Source organism: Streptomyces sp. NPDC002181 (assembly GCF_042890485.1).
Classification (GTDB): Bacteria; Actinomycetota; Actinomycetes; order Streptomycetales; family Streptomycetaceae; genus Streptomyces.
In genome coordinates this window covers 92,404-108,867 of sequence record NZ_JBIASC010000002.1, presented here as the reverse complement: position 1 = coordinate 108,867, position 16,464 = coordinate 92,404, and the positions used below count along the sequence as shown (strand labels likewise).

The following is a 16,464-nucleotide window of genomic DNA, read 5'->3' as shown; positions in this document are numbered from 1 at the left end:
CAGGGGTTCGCGTCGTCGGTGTGTGTGGGTGCGGCGACCGGCGAGCCGGGCACCGGGGGACCTTCGGCTAGACCACGTACACGCTGGACATGATCTCGGCGATGGTCGTGACCCCCTCCTCCACCAGACGGACGCCTCCGTCCAGGAGGCTGTCCATGTGCTGCTCGCGGGCGGCCTTGCGCAGGCTGCCGATCGGCGCCTTCTCGACGAGCAGCCGCTTGACCGTGTCGCTCATCACGAGCAGTTCGAAGACGCCGATCCGCTCCTGGTATCCGGTCCGGGAGCAGAAGTTGCAGCCCCGGCCCTGCCAGAATTCGATGTCGGCCGACCCGCCGGCCTTTGCGAAGAAGGCCAGTTCGTCCACGCCGGGCCGGTAGGGCTCGCGGCACTGGTCGCAGATCCGGCGCACCAGTCGCTGGCTGACCACCCCGGCGACCGTGGAGGTGATCAGGAACGGCTCGATGCCCATGTCGGTGAACCGGTGCAGCGCGGAGCAGGCGTCGGCGGCGTGGATGGACGACAGTACGAAGTGGCCGGTGAGTGCCGACTCGACCGCGATCCGGGCCGTTTCGCCGTCTCGGATCTCGCCGACCAGGATCACATCGGGGTCCTGCCGGAGGATCGAGCGGAGCCCGGTCGCGAAGGAGACGCCCGCCTGCTCGTTGATCTGGATCTGGTTGACCGACGGGACCACGTACTCCACCGGGTCTTCGATCGTGGTGATGTTGCGCTCGCTCTGGTTCAGCTCACCGAGCGTGGCGTACAGGGTGGTCGTCTTGCCGCTGCCGGTCGGCCCGCCGCAGGCGACCATGCCGTACGGGGAGCGCAGCAGGGACGCGAACCGTTCGTAGGTCGCGCCGGGCATGCCGAGCTCGGCCAGCCGCAACAGCGTGCGGTTGCTGTCGAGCAGCCGCAGCACCGCCTTCTCGCCCCAGATGGTGGGAGTGGTCGCGACCCGGATGTCGACCGACCTGCCGTCGATCTCGGTGGCGATCTGCCCGTCTTGCGGGCGCCGCCGGTCGACGATGTTCATATTGGCCATGATCTTGATCCGGCTGACCACGGACGGGCCCATGTTCTCCGGCAGGCTCAGTACGTCGTGCAGCGCGCCGTCGATCCGGTACCGGACCCGGACCCGGTCGGCGTGCGGTTCGATGTGGATGTCCGAGGCCCGGTCGCGCAGGCCCTGGGTCAGCATGAGGTTGACCAGGTGCACGACCGGCGCGTCCTCGCTCACCACCCTGGCACCGGAGCCCGCGCCCCGTCCGCTCTCGGTCGCCTCGAAGGCCTCGACCAGGCTGCTGACGCCGGCCAACGCCCGGTAGGCGCTGTCGATCGAGCGCCGGATGTCCGCGGGAGCCGCGATCGCCAACCGCACCCGGTCCGGCGCGACGGCCCGGCCGACCTCTTCGATCACGCGCGGGTCACCCGGGTCGCCCGCCGCGATCAGCAGCGTGCCCTCGGCCCGCCGTACCGCGACGACGCCCAGCGAGCGGGCCAGCGCCTCCGGCACCCGGGCGGCCGCCTCGGGATCGGGTTCGCTCTGGCGCAGGTCGGCGACGGGGACGCCGAGTTGAACCGACAGCGCCTCGATCAGTGACCGCTCGTCGACCATGCCGAGTTCGACCAGCAGGGCTCCGAGTCGCTTGCCCGACGCCGACTGCTGCAGGAGCGCCTCGTCCACCTGCGCCGGGGTGAGCAGGCCGCGCTCCACCAGCAGTTCCCCGATGCGCGGCCCCTTCAGGCCGGCGGGCGACGACTGCGCCGCGCCGGACGTCGCGTCCCGGGCCGGTTCGCCCGCCGGGACCGGGGACGGGGCCGGGCCCCGTGCTCCGCCGGGAAGGGTGCCGTCCTCGCCCGAAGGGCTCGTCGTCGCCTCGCGGCGCCGGAGAAGCCGGCGATTCGCCAAGGAACCCACCCCTACTGTCAGCGGTTGATTAGTCAGCGGGATACTACAACACGCCGTTGCGGCCGTCCGCCCTCCGGCGGGGGTGGTGCACGCCGGACTCGCCCCTTGTGGGTCCATCGCCCGCTCAGTAGTCTGCCGCTGATTAATCAGGATGTTACTAGCACTCGGTTCGCTGAACCGGTGGCCGTAGATGGAGAAAGATGCCCACATATCTGCAAGGCAAGTTGCGTCGGCGAACGCGCGCACGGAACGAGATGCCGGAAGCCGGCTTCACGCTCATCGAGCTTCTCGTGGTCATCGTGATCCTCGGCATCCTGTCCGCCATCGTCGTCTTCTCCGTCCGCGGCATCAACAACAAGGGCCAGGGTTCGGCGTGCAAGACCGACAAGTCCACGATCCAGACCGCGGAAGAGGCGTTCTTCGCCACTAACAACAAGTACGGCGACATGGCCAAGCTGGAGGCCGAAGGGTTCCTGTCCAGCCGTTCCCTCTGGCACCAGGTCACTCTGAGCAACAACGACAAGGCGTACGCCGTCGAGCTGGTGCCCGGCGAGACGAACCCCTGCAACGGCGTCTGATCCGGGGGGCCCTCACCGGACGTCGCGCGCCGGCGGCCGTCGGCCGTCGGACGGTCGGGTGCGCCGGGTGGCATCGGATGCGCCACCCGGCGGACCGCCGTCGGCGGCGGCCTGCGGTTTCCCTGGGCCATCGCCTTTTGCGGGTAGCGAATGATATGCGCGGTACGGCACCATTCCGCCCATGTCACCCATATTTGTCGTGATCATCGGTCTGCTCGGGCTCGCTGTGGGGTCGTTCCTCAACGTCGCCGTCTCCCGGGTGCCGGCCGGCCTCTCGGTCGTGCGGCCCCGCTCCGCCTGTCCGCGATGCGCCACGCCGATCGCGGCCCGGGACAACATCCCCGTCGTGTCCTGGCTCCTGCTGGGGCGACGCTGCCGCGCCTGCCGGGTTCCGATCCCCGCGCGCTACCCGCTCATCGAAGCGCTCACCGCGCTCCTGTTCGCCGCCGAGGCGCTGCGCTTCGGCCGGTCGGAAGTCCTGCCGGCCGTACTCGTCTTCACCGCGGGACTGCTGGCCCTGGCCGCCTGCGATGCCGAACGGTTCCTGCTCCCAAGGCGGCTGATCTACCCGACCCTCGGACTCACCGCGGCTTGTCTGCTCGCGGCCGCGGCCGCCACCGGCCAGTGGCACCGGTTCGGCGTGACCGCGGCATGCGGGGTGGGCGGGTTCGCCGTCTTCTTCGCGCTGCACTGGGTGCGGCCGGTCTGGCTCGGATTCGGCGACGTGCGCCTGGCCGGGTTGCTCGGCACCGGGCTGGGCTGGCTCGGTCCGTGGCATCTCGTCTTCGCGCTGCTGGCAGGCAGCGTCGCCGGGCTGCTGGTGGGCATCGCGCTCATGGCGGCGGGGCGGGCGACCCGCCAAACCCGTCTGCCATTCGGCCTGTTCCTCGCTGTCGGCGCCATCGCGGCCATCCTCGTGGGCGCGCCCGTCGTCCACTGGTACGAGGGTGTGAGTGACCTGCACGCGACGGGTGCGCCGCTCACAACGGGCCGCCACTGACCATCACCGCCGGGGCCGGACGCCGGTTCCCTCGTGCGAGCGCCTGCCGGACGACCGACAGGTGTGTTCTCCCGGGATCCGGCCCCCGCGCCGGCCCTTTTGGCTCCGGGCTCGGTCGGCATCGCAAATACCATCGACGATCCTTACCCTTGTCACCATGAAGGAACCTGATCTGCCGCTGGCCGAGTGGATTGTGCTCGCACTCCTGGCCGAACGACCCAGCCATGGCTTCGCCATCGCAACCCTCACCGCGGAGGGCGCAGAAATCGGTGAGTTCTGGTACATCTCGCGGCCCATGGTGTACCGGTCGATCACGCGGCTGGTCGAGCGCGGGCTGATCGCGCCGGTCGGCGCCGAGGAGAGCGATCGCGGACCGCAGCGCATGATCTACGCCGCCACCCGCTCGGCCAAGACGACGGTCGGCCGGTGGCTCGGTGAACCCGTGACGGAACTGTTCGACGTCCGCGCCGAGCTCACGTGCAAGCTTCTGCTGCTCCAGCGTCGCGGCACCAGCCCGGCGCGCCTGGTCGAGCGCCAACGGGTCGTCATCGACGAGATCGAGGCGTCGCTCCGCGCGAAGGAGCACGCCGCCGGGGACCACATCGCCCGTGCGAGCTACGCCTTGCGGCTGGAAGACGTCCGCGCCGCGCGCCGCTTTCTCGACGCCGTCGACGTCGACGGGAAGCGGCCGGCCGTCAAGACCGGCTGAGCACCGAGAAGGGCTCGGCGATCGCATCGTCGCGATCGCCGAGCCCGTCCGGCACGTCAGCGTGTCCTAGGGGGTGTCGTCGGCTACGGCACCTCGACGACGGTTTCGCAGGACCCGCCGGCCGCGATCGAATCCGTGCCCGGGAGCGTCGGACCGCCGTTGGCGTCGCCGGCGCAGACGTCCGTGCCGCTACCGCCGGAAAGGGTGTCGCTGCCCGCGCCACCGACCACGGTGTCGGTGCCGGCGCCACCGGAGAGCGCGTCATCGCCGGCACCGCCCTTGACGGCGTCGGTGCCGTCACCGCCGCTGATGGCGTCGTTGCCGTCACCGCCGTCGACGTGGTCGTTGCCGCTGCCGGCCGACACGGCGTCGTTGCCACCGAACGTGCAGATCGTGTCGTTGCCGCCGTTCCCGCTGACGGCGTCGTTCCCGTTGCCGGTCACGATCACGTCGGAGCCGCCGGTGCCGTTCACGATCCCGTTGCCGGTGATCGTGGCGGGGAGACCGTTGCAGCCGGCCGAGACGTTGATCGTCACGGTCGCGACGTTCGAGTCGACGGTGCCGTCGGTCGCCTTGTACGTGAAGCTGTCGCTTCCGACGTAGGCGCCGGTGGGCTGGTAGCCGAACGAGCCGTCGGGGTTGAGCGTCAGGGTGCCGTGCGCCGGCCCGGTCACGAGCGACGCCGTCAGCGTGTTGCCGTCGGGATCGGTGTCGTTGCCGAGGACGCCGGGAGCGCCGACGACGAGAGAGGTGTCCGCCCCGACGTGCTGGTACGAGTCGTTCGCCGCCGCCGGCGTCCGGTTCACCGTGTTGAGCAGCACCGAGGCGTCCTTGACGAACGTCGCCGAGCTGTTGCTGTTGGCGGTGACGACGTCGGGACGTCCGTCGCCGTCGAGGTCGGCCACCGCCGTGGCCTGCGGGTTGCTGCCGCCGCCCAGCCCGAATGCGAGCGGGCTGCCGAACGCACCCGTGCCGTCGCCCTCGAAGACGACGACCTCGTTCGAGCCGGAGCTGGAGGCCACCAGGTCGGCGTGGCCGTCACCGTTCAGGTCGGACACCGAGGCGGAGGTGAGGTTCGCCCCGGCCGACAGCAGGCTCGCGGTGCCGAACCCGCCCGCGCCGTCGCCGAGCAGGACGGCGACGCGCCCCGGCGTGCCGGGCGCCACGATGACGGCGTCCTGCCTGCCGTCCTCGTTGACGTCGGCGAGCTTGAGCCTCGTCGGCAGTGACATGCCGGCCGGGACGCTCGACGGCGAGCCGAAGCCCCCGTTCCCGTCGCCCGGCAGCACGGAGAGCGTGCCGGCCGTGTTGTTCGAGGTGACGAGATCGAGATGGCCGTCGCCGTCGAGGTCGGCGGCCGCGATGCCCTGCGGACCGGTCCCGCCGTTCAGTGCGAACCGCGTCGCCGCGCCGAAGGTGCCGTCGCCGTTGCCGAGCACCACCGCGACGTTGTTCGTGTTCGTGTTGGACGTCGCGAGGTCCGGCTTGCCGTCCTCGTCGAAGTCGCCCACGGCGACGCCGGTCGGGAAGCGCACGACACACGGGTTGTCGCCCGTGGTGTCGCACCCGGGCGTCGGGTTGAGCTGGACCGCGGCGCCGGCGCCGAGAGCGCCGGAGCCGTCGCCGAGCCAGACCAGGGCGACGTTGCCGCGCGCGTCCTGGCTGACGACGTCCTTGTGGCCGTCGCCGTTGACGTCGAGGATCACCGCCGAGCCGAGGAAGAGGCTCGACGAGGTCTGCGGCGCCGCGTACTTCGTCACGGAGCCGAAGCTGCCGCCGCCCGAGCCGAGGAACACGCCGAGGCCCTCGGTGCGGATCGCCGTCACGAGGTCCGGCGTACCGTCCTCGTTGAGATCGCCGATCGCGACGGCGGAGCTGCCGCGGCCGTTGTCGTCGAGGTTCACCGCGGTACCGAAGCCGGTCGTGTTGGCGCCGGTCGCGGAGGCCGGGGTGGCGGCCATGACGACGGTCGCCACCGCGAGGGCGAGAGCCGGGATTCGAAGTGCCCGGCCGCGCGGGACCGCGACTGAGCGGCCGTCCGGCGTGAGGTTCCGGCGTGGTGATCTGTTCATGGGTAGGGCCCCTCCTCAGGGCCTGGTACACGAGGAATGGGTGACGCGTTCGGCACGACGGCCGCCGACGGGCCAAATGCCGTGCCGGGACCGCCGGCGGGCGATGTACGCGCCCGGCCGACGGTCCGTTGCCAGCGTTCCGGGTCGCCTAGTAGCCGTAGGCGGAGAGGGTCGACTGGATGTTTCCGTCGGTGTCCCACTGGTTGTTGAACAGGTCGTTCCAGGCGGCCGCCGCGCCGGTGTTGCCGCCGGTCAGCGCGACGCCGAACTGCTTGATGGGCCCGTAGCCGGAGTACGCGCTCGAACTGACCTCGGTCCAGGTGTTGGGGTCATTGGCCGTGGTGCCGTTCAGCGAACTCGACGTCCAGCTCACGTTCATGACGTTCGACTTCGCGACCAGGCCGAGCTGGGTGTTTCCGCCGGCGTTCGCCGTCACCGCGCCGCGTACCTGGCTGATCCCCGATTCCAGGCGGACCTTGCACGCCGTGCCCGCGCTGTCGCACGCGCTTCCCCGGAACACGTTCTGGCCCGCCCCGCTGTCGGTCCACGTGAACCCGTTCTGGACCAGCGCCTGCTTGGACGCCGCACCGAACGGCGCGGACGCCGGATCGGCGACCGCGATCCGGTTGCCGCTCGTCGCCAGCCAGCTCACCACGCCCGGGATCGTCGTGGGCGCGCCGCCGGAGACCGGAGACGCGTCACAGCGAGGCGACTGCGCCTTGCCGTTGCCGCTGCCGTTGGCGTCCGCGCCGAGGGCCAGCGGAGGGCTTCCGGCGTTGGAGGGGTCATCGCCCTTGGTCGAGCCCGCCCAGCTGCCGTTGCAGCTGTAGATCGCCAGGCGGCCGATCGCCACGGCGTACTTGCTCGTGACGTCGCCGTTGCACTCGACGCTCCCGCTCGCCGTGCACGTCCCCCCGTCGGAGGTCGGGATGACCGCGTCCACGTTGGCCTCGTCCGCAGACAGGAACGCGTCGATGTGCAGCGGTCCGTTCTCGCAGTTGTTCGAAGAGGAGGGGTTGCACGTGGTGTAGGGGCCCGCGCTCTTGAGCTGCTGGCGCAGGCTTCCCGACGTGATGCCCCGCATCGTCGACGTATCGATCGCCGGCTTGTTCCAGAACCCGCCGATCTGCGAGGCGGGGTTCGCCGTGAACGGCGTGAACGACTGAAGCGACTCGATCGAGCCCTTCATGTCCTTCACGGCGGGGTACATGTTGTTCGCGATGCCGACCTGTGAACCCGTCGTGGCGAACGCCGCCGATGCCGTGGCGGTGATCAGCGCGGTCGCGAGGGCACCCACCGCGAACGCCTTCCGTACCCGGCGCATCATGGCGGGGCCGGAGTGCCGGCCGCTTCGAGCGCGGCTGGACCTTATTAGCATCTGCTACTCCTAGTTGATCTGGCTGGCGGCGGCTGCCGGACGGGCACCCTGTCGGTGGGATCAGGTGAATGCCGTGAACGCCTGGGCATCTGCCAGGTTTTCGGCATGACTGTGCCGCACAGGCCTAGATGGTGCTCATCGGGAACCCGGTAGTCAATGATTGACAACCATGCGTGCTGTGGATGTAATGCACGCATCCAAACTGCAACGGGCATGACGGGCACGGGTCGTCGGCCCACTGCGAGGCGCAGGAAAGGGGCCGGCGGCACGATGGGCAGAGGCATGGCATGGCAGTGGTGAGCAGACCGATGCGTTCGCGCGCGATCAGGCGAGGTGTGTTGGTTCTCGTACTGGTCGCGGTGGCGCTGGGCGTCGTGGTGTTCGTGCGCGGCGGGTCGGACGCCGCCCAAGCCCGGAGGCCCGAGCGCGAATGGTGCACGCCGGGCACGCCGCGCACCGCGCTGTGCCCGAACAACAAGGTGTTCGACGCGAAGGCGCACGTCACCCACGGCGACGCCTTCGAGTGCATCAACTTCGCCAGTCAAGCGGACGCCCAGGCGGTGCTGCGGGCCGACCCCGGCGATCCGAACCACCTTGACGACGGAGGCGGCGTCGCGTGCCGCGGACTGCCGGAACCCCGCGACACCAAGCCGGTCACCCCCCGCGCGCAGCAGTTCACGTGCGGTTCCGGTGACACCCGCAGCGCGCTCTGTCCGCAGCCGGATCGGGCCTTCGACGCCCGCTACTTCCTGCGTTACGGCAATGACGCCTACGACTGCCCGGACTTCGCCAGCCAAGCGGACGCGCAGGCCGTCCTGCGCTTCGCGCCGGCCGACCCGAACCACCTCGACGCCGATCGGAAGGGCATCGCCTGCCCGGACCTGCCGGCGCCCAAGGACGTCAAGCCCGTGCGACGGGGAACACCGTGATGCGGCAAGGGCTCGCGCGTGCGCTCCGGCCCGACGTGACCCATCGATCGAAGGAAGCTCCAACCGTCATGACACCAATGACAGCGGATCATCGCCCGTTCCCCTTGCGCGCCAGACGCCAGGACGGCTTCACGCTCATCGAGTTGCTCGTGGTCATCGTGATCCTGGGCGTCCTCTCCGCCATCGTGGTGTTCTCCGTCAGGGGCATCGGCGACAAGGGCCGCAAGGAGGCGGTCGCCACGGACGCGGCCACCCTGCGCACAGCGGAGGAGTCCTTCTGCGCGAAGCACGGACGCTACGGGACGGTCGATGATCTGAAGGCCGACGGGCTGCTGGCCGGCGATCCGGTCTACAACATGGTGACGGTCGGCGAGGAGAACAAGTGCGGTCGGGGCGAGAAGTCATCGTTCACGCTGTATGACACCTCACCGACGGAGAGTGCAGCGGACGAGGTCCCGGTGGGTCCGGGTCCGACCGACCTCGCGGTCGACGAGAAGGCCGATCGCGTGTACGTCGCGTCGAGCGGCAACAACACCGTGACCGTGATCGACGGCAAGACCGACAAGCTGATCGGTACTCCGATCAGCCTCCCCGCCGCCATCTCGAACCCGACCCGGATCGCGGTCCACTCCGACACGGGGAGGGTCTACGTCGGGGGCACGGGCGGCGTCGCGGTCATCGACACGGCCAACGGCAACCAGGTGACCCCGGTCGCCAACTTCGGGACGACCGTCAGCGGCCTGGCCGTCTCTCCCGAGAACGGAGACGTCTACGTCGCCGGCGGCTCGGCAAGCGGTTCGACGGTCGCCTACATCGCGGCCGGCACCTCGTCGGCGACGACGATCACGCTGCCCGTCACGGGAATCGTGAGTGCGACCAACGGGATGGACTTCTCCTTCGACCCCGCCCGCCACGCGGTGTACCTCGCCAAGAACAGCGTCGGATCCGGCGCCGCCCCCGCCGCCGGCATCGGCCTCTTCAGCATCTCCTCGCAGACCCACGAGGCCAGGCTCGTCGTGAGCTTCCCGACGACGTCGTGCCCCGGAAACGGACTCCAGTCCGGCAGCGTCCGCGGCAGCACCGTCGTCGATCCGAACCGCAACCGCGTCTACCTCTTTGCAAAGCGGTGCGACCCGGCGAGTCCCGAAAGCACGAAACCCCTCGCGACGACGATCGTCGTCAACCCCGCCGACGGTACTTCAACGGCGATCGACGACCCGACGGGAGCGACGTCCAATCCCCAATCCGCGGTCTACAGCTCCACGGCAGGGGCGGTCTACCTCTTCTCCAACAGTGGACCCGTGGCGCAGTGCGGCAACAGCGGGGGCCGCATCAGCCGCATCGCCGGGTCGGCGGTCACGGGGCAGGTATCGGTCTGCGGAATGTCGAGTGCCGCAGGGAACCCGGCACACAAGGTCGCCCTGCTGAAGAACTTCAACAGGATCTTCGTCGCACAGCTGTATCAGGGCGGCGCGAACGCCGCGCCCGGCGGCCTCGGTGCGGCCGACGGCACCACGCTGCTGTCGCAAGCCCCGCTCGGCACACCTCGTCACCTCTCCGCGCTGGCCGTGAACAACACCACGGCGAAGGTGTACGCGGTGTACGCGGCCGACCCGGCGAACGGAAAGCTCGCGGTGTACCGGACAGGATCGGCGTAGGACCATGTCAGACCAGTCACGCACCATGTACGAGGGCCGGCGTCCACGGCCACGACGGGGACGTCGTACCTCCATCGCGGGGGCGGTCGGTGTGATCGCGGCGATCACGCTGACCGCGTGCGCCGGGAACGAACCCCCGCAGCGCACGATCGACGTCACTCCGTACGTGCACCGGGGGCATGTGGCCGACTGCGACGCGTTCGAGGCACAGGCCGACGCACAATCGGTGCTGCGAGCGGACGCACTCGACCCGAACGGACTCGACCGGGACGGCGACGGCATCGCGTGCCCGAACCTCCCGAAGCCGACGGACAAGAAGCCGGTCCACCGGGACTTCGTGACCGACGTGGACGGCGCGCCGGTCGTCGAGACGATCAAGCCGCCGGCGCCGTAGCGAGATGGAGCGCCATGCCCGGTACGGACGTCATTTCGACGCGGCGCCGCACCGGGCATGGCCCGTCGCCCCTCCTGCCTGCCGGAGGGGCGATCCCGGATACGACAATGGCCGGTCAGACCAGGTCGAGCAGTTCCGTGTGCACGGCGGCGTGGCCGCGGTGTTCGTCGACGAGGCGGATCTGGAGGATCCAGTGGGCCCGCCACCCCCCGTCCACCGTCCGGCGCAGGGGCCGGTCGTTGCCGGGACCGATGAAGAGCTCCGGCCGTGTCGCCTCCGCATGAGGGGTGGGCGCGGTGCCGGTCAGCCGACCGCAATGCCAGGCACCCAGACTCAGGTCGGCCTTGGCCGCCATGCTCCGGACCTTCGCGTACAGCTCGCGGCCGGTGATGGAATCGTCGGCCCGGAGGGCATCCCGGGCACCGGTGGCCACGACGGCCAGGTCGTGCACGAGGCACCGGCGCACGGGGTCGTCCCCGAGGGCCACGGTACGGGTGAAGCCCGTCTCGTACGGGGCCAGCAGCGATTCGAAGTCCAGCACGACCAGGTCCTGCGCGCCGATGACCCGCTCCGGCCACGGTCCGCCCACCACGGTGTTCGATCCCGCCCGCGCGAACCGACGGCCGACCCGGCCCGCCCGTACGCCGAACACCTCCCGGGCGATCAGGGCGATCCGGTTGTCGATCTCCTCCTCGCTGCGCCCGGGCTTGATCACCCGAGTGGCGATCACGTGCCCGAACAGGCGCTGCGCCATGCGCTGGCCTTCCAGCAGGTGCAGGGCCCGCAGCCCCACGTCCATCCGGTCCAACGTCGCCATCGTGTGTCCCTGTTGTCAGCCCATGCCCGCGCCGCTTGCCGCCGGGCCCGAAGGGGGTGGTGACCGGTTGGTGTCGAGGGAGGAGCCCTGACCACCCGGCCGAAGCTAACAACGTCTGCCCGCGCGGCATCAGCGGTCGATCATCCAGCGTTGGGCCGATACCGGCCGCCCGCGTTGGTCCGTCATACGAGGGCCGGCGGCCGGCCGCCGTATAGCGCGCCGGGAGCTCTCGCGGGGAGCGCCGCCGTACCCTCGCGGGATGAGTGGCAACGAGATCAAGCTGAAGGCCATCGCGGCACTCACGGGTGTGCGCAGCGGGATCGGGACCGACTACGTCTCCTCGCTGCTCGGCGAGGTGACCCCGACCGAGTTCCTCGTGCCCGCCGATGCCGATGCCGCAGAGGTCGGATTCGCGATGCTGGATCAGCTGTCCGGTCCGCTCAGCGCCCTGATCAGCGGTTTCGTGCTGGCCTTCGAGGCCGTCGCGGACGCCTTCGACCAGCTGGAATCGGGGACGTCTTCGCAGGAGATCCTGCAGGAGCTCGCCCTGCACCTCGCGAGTGAACCCGACTGACCCGGCCTCCCGTCCGGCTTCGCGTCCGCCGGCCCGTGGGGACGGCGCCGTCGCGCTGTCAGGCCCCCGGCCCAGTGCGATCGGGTGATGGGTGACGGGTTCGACCGCCGGGTGGTGGAGGCGGCGGCAGCCGATGTCAGGCTGGCGGCAAGGGAGTTCGACGGTGCCGGTGAGAGGCTGACCACCGTCGGGCGGGGGCTCCCTGTGCCGCTCGCCGCCGAGGTGGACTGTCGTTCGTCGCGATCGCGGGTCCGGCGGCGCCCTCGGTCGCCGAGAGGGGCCGGCCGGCGGCCTGGACGCCCCTGAGCGAGGACCGGGCCCGGCTGCTTTCCCGAGGATCCGTCGCGCGTGCGTCGGCACGCGCGACGGATCCGTGAGGCGTCCGGCCGCTGATACGAGGAGCCTCCCATCCCCCGATGGACTCCTCGGCCGGGGTCAGGTGAGGGGGAGGAGGGGGGTGTCCGTGGCGAGGGTGGTCCGCAGGGCGGGGATGTCCCTCCAGGTGAGGCCCAGGGTTCGGGCGGCGTGGCGGAGGGTGATGTGGTCGGCTCCGTCGGCCGCTTCGCGAAGGGCCTTCACGGCCTCGTCCTTGCCGGGGGAGACGGGCCGCCGGGCCCGGAGCGGCCCACGGGTCCGTTCGCTGTCCAGGCCGGGGATGCCGGTGAGGCGGTGGGAGACGTCGGCGGCGGCCTTCAGGGTCGCCGGGTGCTCGGCCACGAGGGCCCGGGCGACCGGGTTGTGGCCGATGGCCTCCCGGAGCGGCAGCGGGTACAGCCGTGCGGAGGCGTCCGTGAGGCGGATGACGCCGTTGACGGTACGGACCGTGCCGCGGGCGCCGTGGATGGCGGCGGCCCACAGCGCGGACGCCTCGGAGGGGTGCCAGGCCAGTGCGCGGGCGGCCGCTGCCGCCGCGTCCCGGTCGGGGACGAGGGGGAGGCTCGCGGCGAGGCGTTCGAGGAGGATCCGCTCGCCGATCTCCCCGTCGAGACCGGGCCCCGCGATGTGGACGGTGGTGGGAATCCCGGTGAGCCGGCACGCGGCGAGGGTCAGGGCGTCACCGAACGGGCTGCACAGGCCGGGCTCGTCGCCGTGGGTCAGGATGTCGCCGCCGATGTCGACGATGCGGATCCGGCCGGCGCCCGCGGCTTCCGCCATGGACGCGATCTGCCGTGCCAGGGAGGACAGTCCCCGGGCGGGGTCGAGGAGCAGCAGCCGGGCCGGCAGGTCCCGGGCGAGGCCGGGCAGGGTGGATCCGGCCGGCGGGCGGGCCCGGGTGGCGGGCGCGAAGGCCGCGAACCCGCCCCGCTCGTGAACGAGCCCGTCGAAGTGCCGTTGCCCGAGGGGGCTGGAGGTGGGGTCGACCTCGGGGCGCTCCCACGCGTACGTGGCGATCAGCGGCGGATCGGCCGCGTGGGCCGGGCCCGAAGCGCCCGAAGCGCCCTCGCCGCCCGCCGCGAGCGTGCGGGCGGCGATGAGGGTCCCGACGGGGTCCCCTCCGCCGCCCGCCGCGACGTACAGATCGCTCACGCGGCTCCCTCGCGCTCGCGCAGGTCGACGCCGGTGATCCGCACCGGTGTCGCCCCCATGTTCTTCCGGGCGCGCTTGTTCGCCGCGTGGAGGTTCTCGTAGTACTCGCGGTCGAGGTCCTTGACGGACCCGGAATAGAACATCCAGGACAGCACGTCGCGGTACTTGAAGCCCTTGGGGGTCAACTGGACGCGCCGGCCGAGGCGGTGGACGAGCCCGTTGGACTCGGCCGCCTCCAGCACGGGTTCGAACTCGGCGGCGTGCTTCTGGTACCCGAAGCGGTCGAGCTCCGTGAGGTCGAGGTCGAACGTGTCGAGGACGAGGCGCTTGCGCACGATCTCCTCGCCGGTCAGTTCGAAGCCGGTGACGGGCGCGAGCTCGTGGTTCCTGGCCCTCTTGATGTAGTCGGCGACCTCGGCCGTCGAGGGCTTCACGCTGCCGCACATGTAGTCGAGCACGCTGTTGTACGAGCGGGCGCCGACACCGAGGCCGAGCAGGGGCACGCCGTGGAAGGTGAGCACCTTCTGGACGTAGCCGCCGCGACCGGGCTTCTTGTAGCGGACGGAGCCCTCCTGGACGTAGCCGTGGTCGAGGAAGACCTGCCGGGCGTAGTCGTAGCGTTCGTACAGCTCGGGCTGCCACATGTACTGGTAGGCGCCGGTCTTGGAGAACCAGGCATCCGGCCGCACCGTGAGGAAGTAGGTGCTGATGGTGGTGGGCTGGAGCGCGGCCAGCTCGTCCACGCTCTGGCGCCAGGTCTCGGGGGTCTGCCCCGCGAAGCCCATGATCAGGTCGGTGGACAGGTCAGGGAGGCCGAGCTCGTGCGCGGTGCGGACGGCGCGGCGGATGACGTCCTCGTCCTCGCCGCCGCGGCCCGCTTCGCGGATCTCGCGCGGGACGAGCGACTGGATGCCGACGTTGGCGCGGGTGAGGCCCATGCCGATGAGGGCCTTGAACTCCTCGGGCGCGTCGGCGATCGACGACGGGGTGGCCTCCACGGCGACTTCCTCGGCCGTGGACCGCCAGTTGGGGTAGATCTCGCCGATGGTGGTGAAGATCTGCTCGAAGTGACGGGGTTTGAGCAGTGCGGGGGTGCCGCCGCCGATGTAGATGGTGCGCAGACGCCGGGCCCGGATGATCTCCGCGTGATCGCGGATCTGGGTACAGAGCGCGTCGGTGTAGGCGTCGTAGACGTCCTCGTCGGTACTGATGATCGTGTAGAGGTTGCAGAAGCCGCACTTGCGGTCGCAGAAGGGGACGTGCAGGTACAGGTTGAGCTCGGGGACCTGGTGGTTGGCGAGGTCCGCCGCCCACACGTCGGGGATGCTCCACTTGCCCTCCGGGAGGGGGCGGTACGTGGAGCGGGGCGGGTACGAGTACTGGTAGGGCGGAATGACGCCCTGGTCGATGTGGTCGGCGAGCTGCTGGTGCAGGCTGCTGGTCACGGTGTTGCCTTCCCGTACGGGTTTGCAGGCGCGGGTTTCCCCACCCCGGCGATCCGATCACGGGACGCTTGGCCGGTTCCATCGGGCGGGCGCACCAAATCCCCCGCAACTACTGGCCAGTTCATTGGTGGTTGCTCCAAAGGCCGCCGCCAGACGGCGAGTTGTTTTCGTTGGTCAGGCCGATAGCCGCCACGCCCGCGCCGCGGCTTTGCTGGAGGAATGAAAATCGGGGCGGGCCCGCGCGGGCCGGGAGTGCTGGTGATCGAGCCGATGGGGAACGCGGGGCGTTTCCTCGTCGAGGCGGCCGACCGGTTGGGGGTGCGCCTGTACGCGGCCACCCACAAGGACGTCCACGACGGGTATCCGGACCGGCTGCGGGCCGCCCTCGCCGGGGTGTGCGCGACGGACCTGACCGACGCACCGAGGGCCCTGGAGGACATGGAGGCCTTCTGCCGGCAGCACGCCATCGCCGGAATTGCCCCCTGCTTCGAGTTGTTCACCCCGCTCGCCGCGCTGCTCGCCGAACGGACCGGCCTGCCGGGCAACGATCCGCGGCTCGCCCGCGCCGCCAGGAACAAGATCCTCATGGGCGAGGCGTTCGCGGCCGCCGGCATCCCCGCCCCCCGCTGGGCGCTCGCCCACGACGGCGCCGGGGCGCACCGGGCGGCGCGGGAGCACGGGCTGGGGTGGCCGCTCGTGGTGAAGCCCGCGGAACAGGGCGGCTCGTGGGGCGTGTCCGTGGTCGACGGGCCGGAAGGGCTCGCCGACGCGGTCGGCGCGGCCCGCCAGTACGCGTACGCACGCCCGCACGGCCTGGAACTCGACACGCGGGTCCTGCTCCAGGAGTACGTCCCGGGGGAGGAGTACTCCTGCGACACCGTGGTCGCGAACGGTGTGGCCTACCCCCTGCCCGTCGTCGCGAAGGACACCACCGACGGCCGGTACCGCATCGAGACCGGCCACACCTGCCCGTCCGGTCTGCCCGCCGCGCTGGTCAGGACGGTGCAGCACACCGCGGCTCGTGCGGCGCTCGCCGTCGGCGTCCGCAACGGGATCGCGCACACGGAGGTGAAGATCCCGCCGGGTGCGCGGACGCCGTACGTGATCGAGACCGGCGCCCGGCTGCCGGGGGACAACCTGTGCGAGATCGTCGAGGCCGCGACGGGCGTGAGCGAGGCCGTGGCCCAGCTCCAGGCCGTGCTCGGCCTGGTGCCCGACACCGTCCCCTCCCGTACGGACGCGGCGTCGATCCGGTTCCTGCTGCCGGAGCACGGCGGTGTGCTGCGGGAGGCGGTCGTCCCGGACCTGCCCGGGACGCACAGCGAGGTGCATCTGCGGCCCGGCGACGTGGTGCCGGAGCCGGCGGATTCGACCTGCCGGATCGCCCACGTGGTGGCCCGTGCGGAAACGGTCGGGCAGGCGCGGGGGCTGGCCGACCGGGTGGTCGCCCGGTCCCGAGTGGAAGTGGGCTGAA

General features: G+C 70.9%; 14 protein-coding genes. 8 read left to right on the top strand and 6 right to left on the bottom strand.

What is annotated here, in order from left to right:
* Positions 1–67 precede the first annotated feature (67 nt).
* Positions 68–1,909: a GspE/PulE family protein gene (locus ACFYXV_RS06705; RefSeq protein ID WP_389382196.1), complete on the bottom strand. Its 1,842-nt coding sequence runs from the start codon at positions 1,907–1,909 to the stop codon at positions 68–70.
* Between the two features lie 254 nt (positions 1,910–2,163).
* Between ACFYXV_RS06705 and ACFYXV_RS06700 the strand changes: the two genes are divergently transcribed.
* The 3 genes from ACFYXV_RS06700 (at position 2,164) to ACFYXV_RS06690 (ending at position 4,196) form a co-directional block, all read left to right on the top strand.
* Positions 2,164–2,487 carry a type IV pilin protein gene (locus ACFYXV_RS06700; protein ID WP_389382195.1) on the top strand — a complete coding sequence of 108 codons (324 nt, stop codon included), beginning with the start codon at positions 2,164–2,166 and terminating at the stop codon, positions 2,485–2,487.
* 181 nt (positions 2,488–2,668) lie between these two features.
* Positions 2,669–3,487, top strand: coding sequence for a prepilin peptidase (locus ACFYXV_RS06695; protein ID WP_389382194.1), 819 nt, complete (start codon positions 2,669–2,671; stop codon positions 3,485–3,487).
* A 157-nt stretch (positions 3,488–3,644) separates the two neighbouring features.
* The gene (locus ACFYXV_RS06690; protein ID WP_385469043.1) at positions 3,645–4,196 is read left to right on the top strand and encodes a PadR family transcriptional regulator; all 552 of its coding nucleotides are present in this window, start codon (positions 3,645–3,647) and stop codon (positions 4,194–4,196) included.
* An 83-nt stretch (positions 4,197–4,279) separates the two neighbouring features.
* Here ACFYXV_RS06690 and ACFYXV_RS06685 read toward each other — a convergent pair whose 3' ends face one another.
* Entirely contained in the window at positions 4,280–6,268 is a 1,989-nt protein-coding gene (locus tag ACFYXV_RS06685; RefSeq protein ID WP_389382193.1) for an FG-GAP-like repeat-containing protein, read from the bottom strand.
* 148 nt (positions 6,269–6,416) lie between these two features.
* Positions 6,417–7,565 (bottom strand): hypothetical protein, encoded by a 1,149-nt coding sequence (locus tag ACFYXV_RS06680; protein ID WP_389382192.1) that lies wholly within the window; start codon positions 7,563–7,565, stop codon positions 6,417–6,419.
* Between the two features lie 368 nt (positions 7,566–7,933).
* On the opposite strand from ACFYXV_RS06680, the gene ACFYXV_RS06675 reads away from it, so the two are divergent.
* The 3 genes from ACFYXV_RS06675 to ACFYXV_RS06665 all read left to right on the top strand — a co-directional run bounded on the left by ACFYXV_RS06675 (position 7,934) and on the right by ACFYXV_RS06665 (position 10,627).
* Positions 7,934–8,575, top strand: a complete 642-nt coding sequence (locus ACFYXV_RS06675) for a hypothetical protein (protein ID WP_389382191.1) — start codon at positions 7,934–7,936, stop codon at positions 8,573–8,575.
* Between the two features lie 104 nt (positions 8,576–8,679).
* Positions 8,680–10,233, top strand: a complete 1,554-nt coding sequence (locus tag ACFYXV_RS06670) for a prepilin-type N-terminal cleavage/methylation domain-containing protein (RefSeq protein WP_389382190.1) — start codon at positions 8,680–8,682, stop codon at positions 10,231–10,233.
* Between the two features lie 4 nt (positions 10,234–10,237).
* Positions 10,238–10,627 (top strand): excalibur calcium-binding domain-containing protein, encoded by a 390-nt coding sequence (locus ACFYXV_RS06665; RefSeq protein WP_389382189.1) that lies wholly within the window; start codon positions 10,238–10,240, stop codon positions 10,625–10,627.
* Between the two features lie 115 nt (positions 10,628–10,742).
* Here the strand turns inward: ACFYXV_RS06665 and ACFYXV_RS06660 are convergent, their stop codons facing one another.
* Entirely contained in the window at positions 10,743–11,444 is a 702-nt protein-coding gene (locus ACFYXV_RS06660) for a M24 family metallopeptidase (RefSeq protein ID WP_389382188.1), read from the bottom strand.
* A 259-nt stretch (positions 11,445–11,703) separates the two neighbouring features.
* On the opposite strand from ACFYXV_RS06660, the gene ACFYXV_RS06655 reads away from it, so the two are divergent.
* Positions 11,704–12,018, top strand: a complete 315-nt coding sequence (locus ACFYXV_RS06655) for a hypothetical protein (protein ID WP_385469064.1) — start codon at positions 11,704–11,706, stop codon at positions 12,016–12,018.
* A 435-nt stretch (positions 12,019–12,453) separates the two neighbouring features.
* Here ACFYXV_RS06655 and ACFYXV_RS06650 read toward each other — a convergent pair whose 3' ends face one another.
* Both ACFYXV_RS06650 and ACFYXV_RS06645 read right to left on the bottom strand, forming a co-directional pair.
* Positions 12,454–13,545 carry a DUF1152 domain-containing protein gene (locus tag ACFYXV_RS06650; protein WP_389382187.1) on the bottom strand — a complete coding sequence of 364 codons (1,092 nt, stop codon included), beginning with the start codon at positions 13,543–13,545 and terminating at the stop codon, positions 12,454–12,456.
* On the bottom strand, positions 13,542–14,990 hold the full coding sequence (locus ACFYXV_RS06645) for a coproporphyrinogen-III oxidase family protein (RefSeq protein ID WP_389382186.1): 1,449 nt from the start codon (positions 14,988–14,990) through the stop codon (positions 13,542–13,544). The genes ACFYXV_RS06650 and ACFYXV_RS06645 overlap by 4 nt, the downstream gene beginning before the upstream one ends.
* 219 nt (positions 14,991–15,209) lie before the next feature.
* On the opposite strand from ACFYXV_RS06645, the gene ACFYXV_RS06640 reads away from it, so the two are divergent.
* Positions 15,210–16,463 carry an ATP-grasp domain-containing protein gene (locus ACFYXV_RS06640; RefSeq protein WP_389382185.1) on the top strand — a complete coding sequence of 418 codons (1,254 nt, stop codon included), beginning with the start codon at positions 15,210–15,212 and terminating at the stop codon, positions 16,461–16,463.
* Position 16,464: the final 1 nt, after the last annotated feature.

Excerpts from the sequence above, each read along its gene's own strand:
- ACFYXV_RS06700 (WP_389382195.1), top strand. The coding sequence starts at position 2,164 with ATGCCGGAAGCCGGCTTCACGCTCATCGAGCTTCTCGTGGTCATCGTG.
- ACFYXV_RS06695 (WP_389382194.1), top strand. The coding sequence starts at position 2,669 with ATGTCACCCATATTTGTCGTGATCATCGGTCTGCTCGGGCTCGCTGTG.
- ACFYXV_RS06690 (WP_385469043.1), top strand. The coding sequence starts at position 3,645 with ATGAAGGAACCTGATCTGCCGCTGGCCGAGTGGATTGTGCTCGCACTC.
- ACFYXV_RS06685 (WP_389382193.1), bottom strand. The coding sequence starts at position 6,268 with ATGAACAGATCACCACGCCGGAACCTCACGCCGGACGGCCGCTCAGTC.
- ACFYXV_RS06675 (WP_389382191.1), top strand. The coding sequence starts at position 7,934 with ATGGCAGTGGTGAGCAGACCGATGCGTTCGCGCGCGATCAGGCGAGGT.
- ACFYXV_RS06665 (WP_389382189.1), top strand. The coding sequence starts at position 10,238 with ATGTCAGACCAGTCACGCACCATGTACGAGGGCCGGCGTCCACGGCCA.
- ACFYXV_RS06660 (WP_389382188.1), bottom strand. The coding sequence starts at position 11,444 with ATGGCGACGTTGGACCGGATGGACGTGGGGCTGCGGGCCCTGCACCTG.
- ACFYXV_RS06655 (WP_385469064.1), top strand. The coding sequence starts at position 11,704 with ATGAGTGGCAACGAGATCAAGCTGAAGGCCATCGCGGCACTCACGGGT.
- ACFYXV_RS06640 (WP_389382185.1), top strand. The coding sequence starts at position 15,210 with ATGAAAATCGGGGCGGGCCCGCGCGGGCCGGGAGTGCTGGTGATCGAG.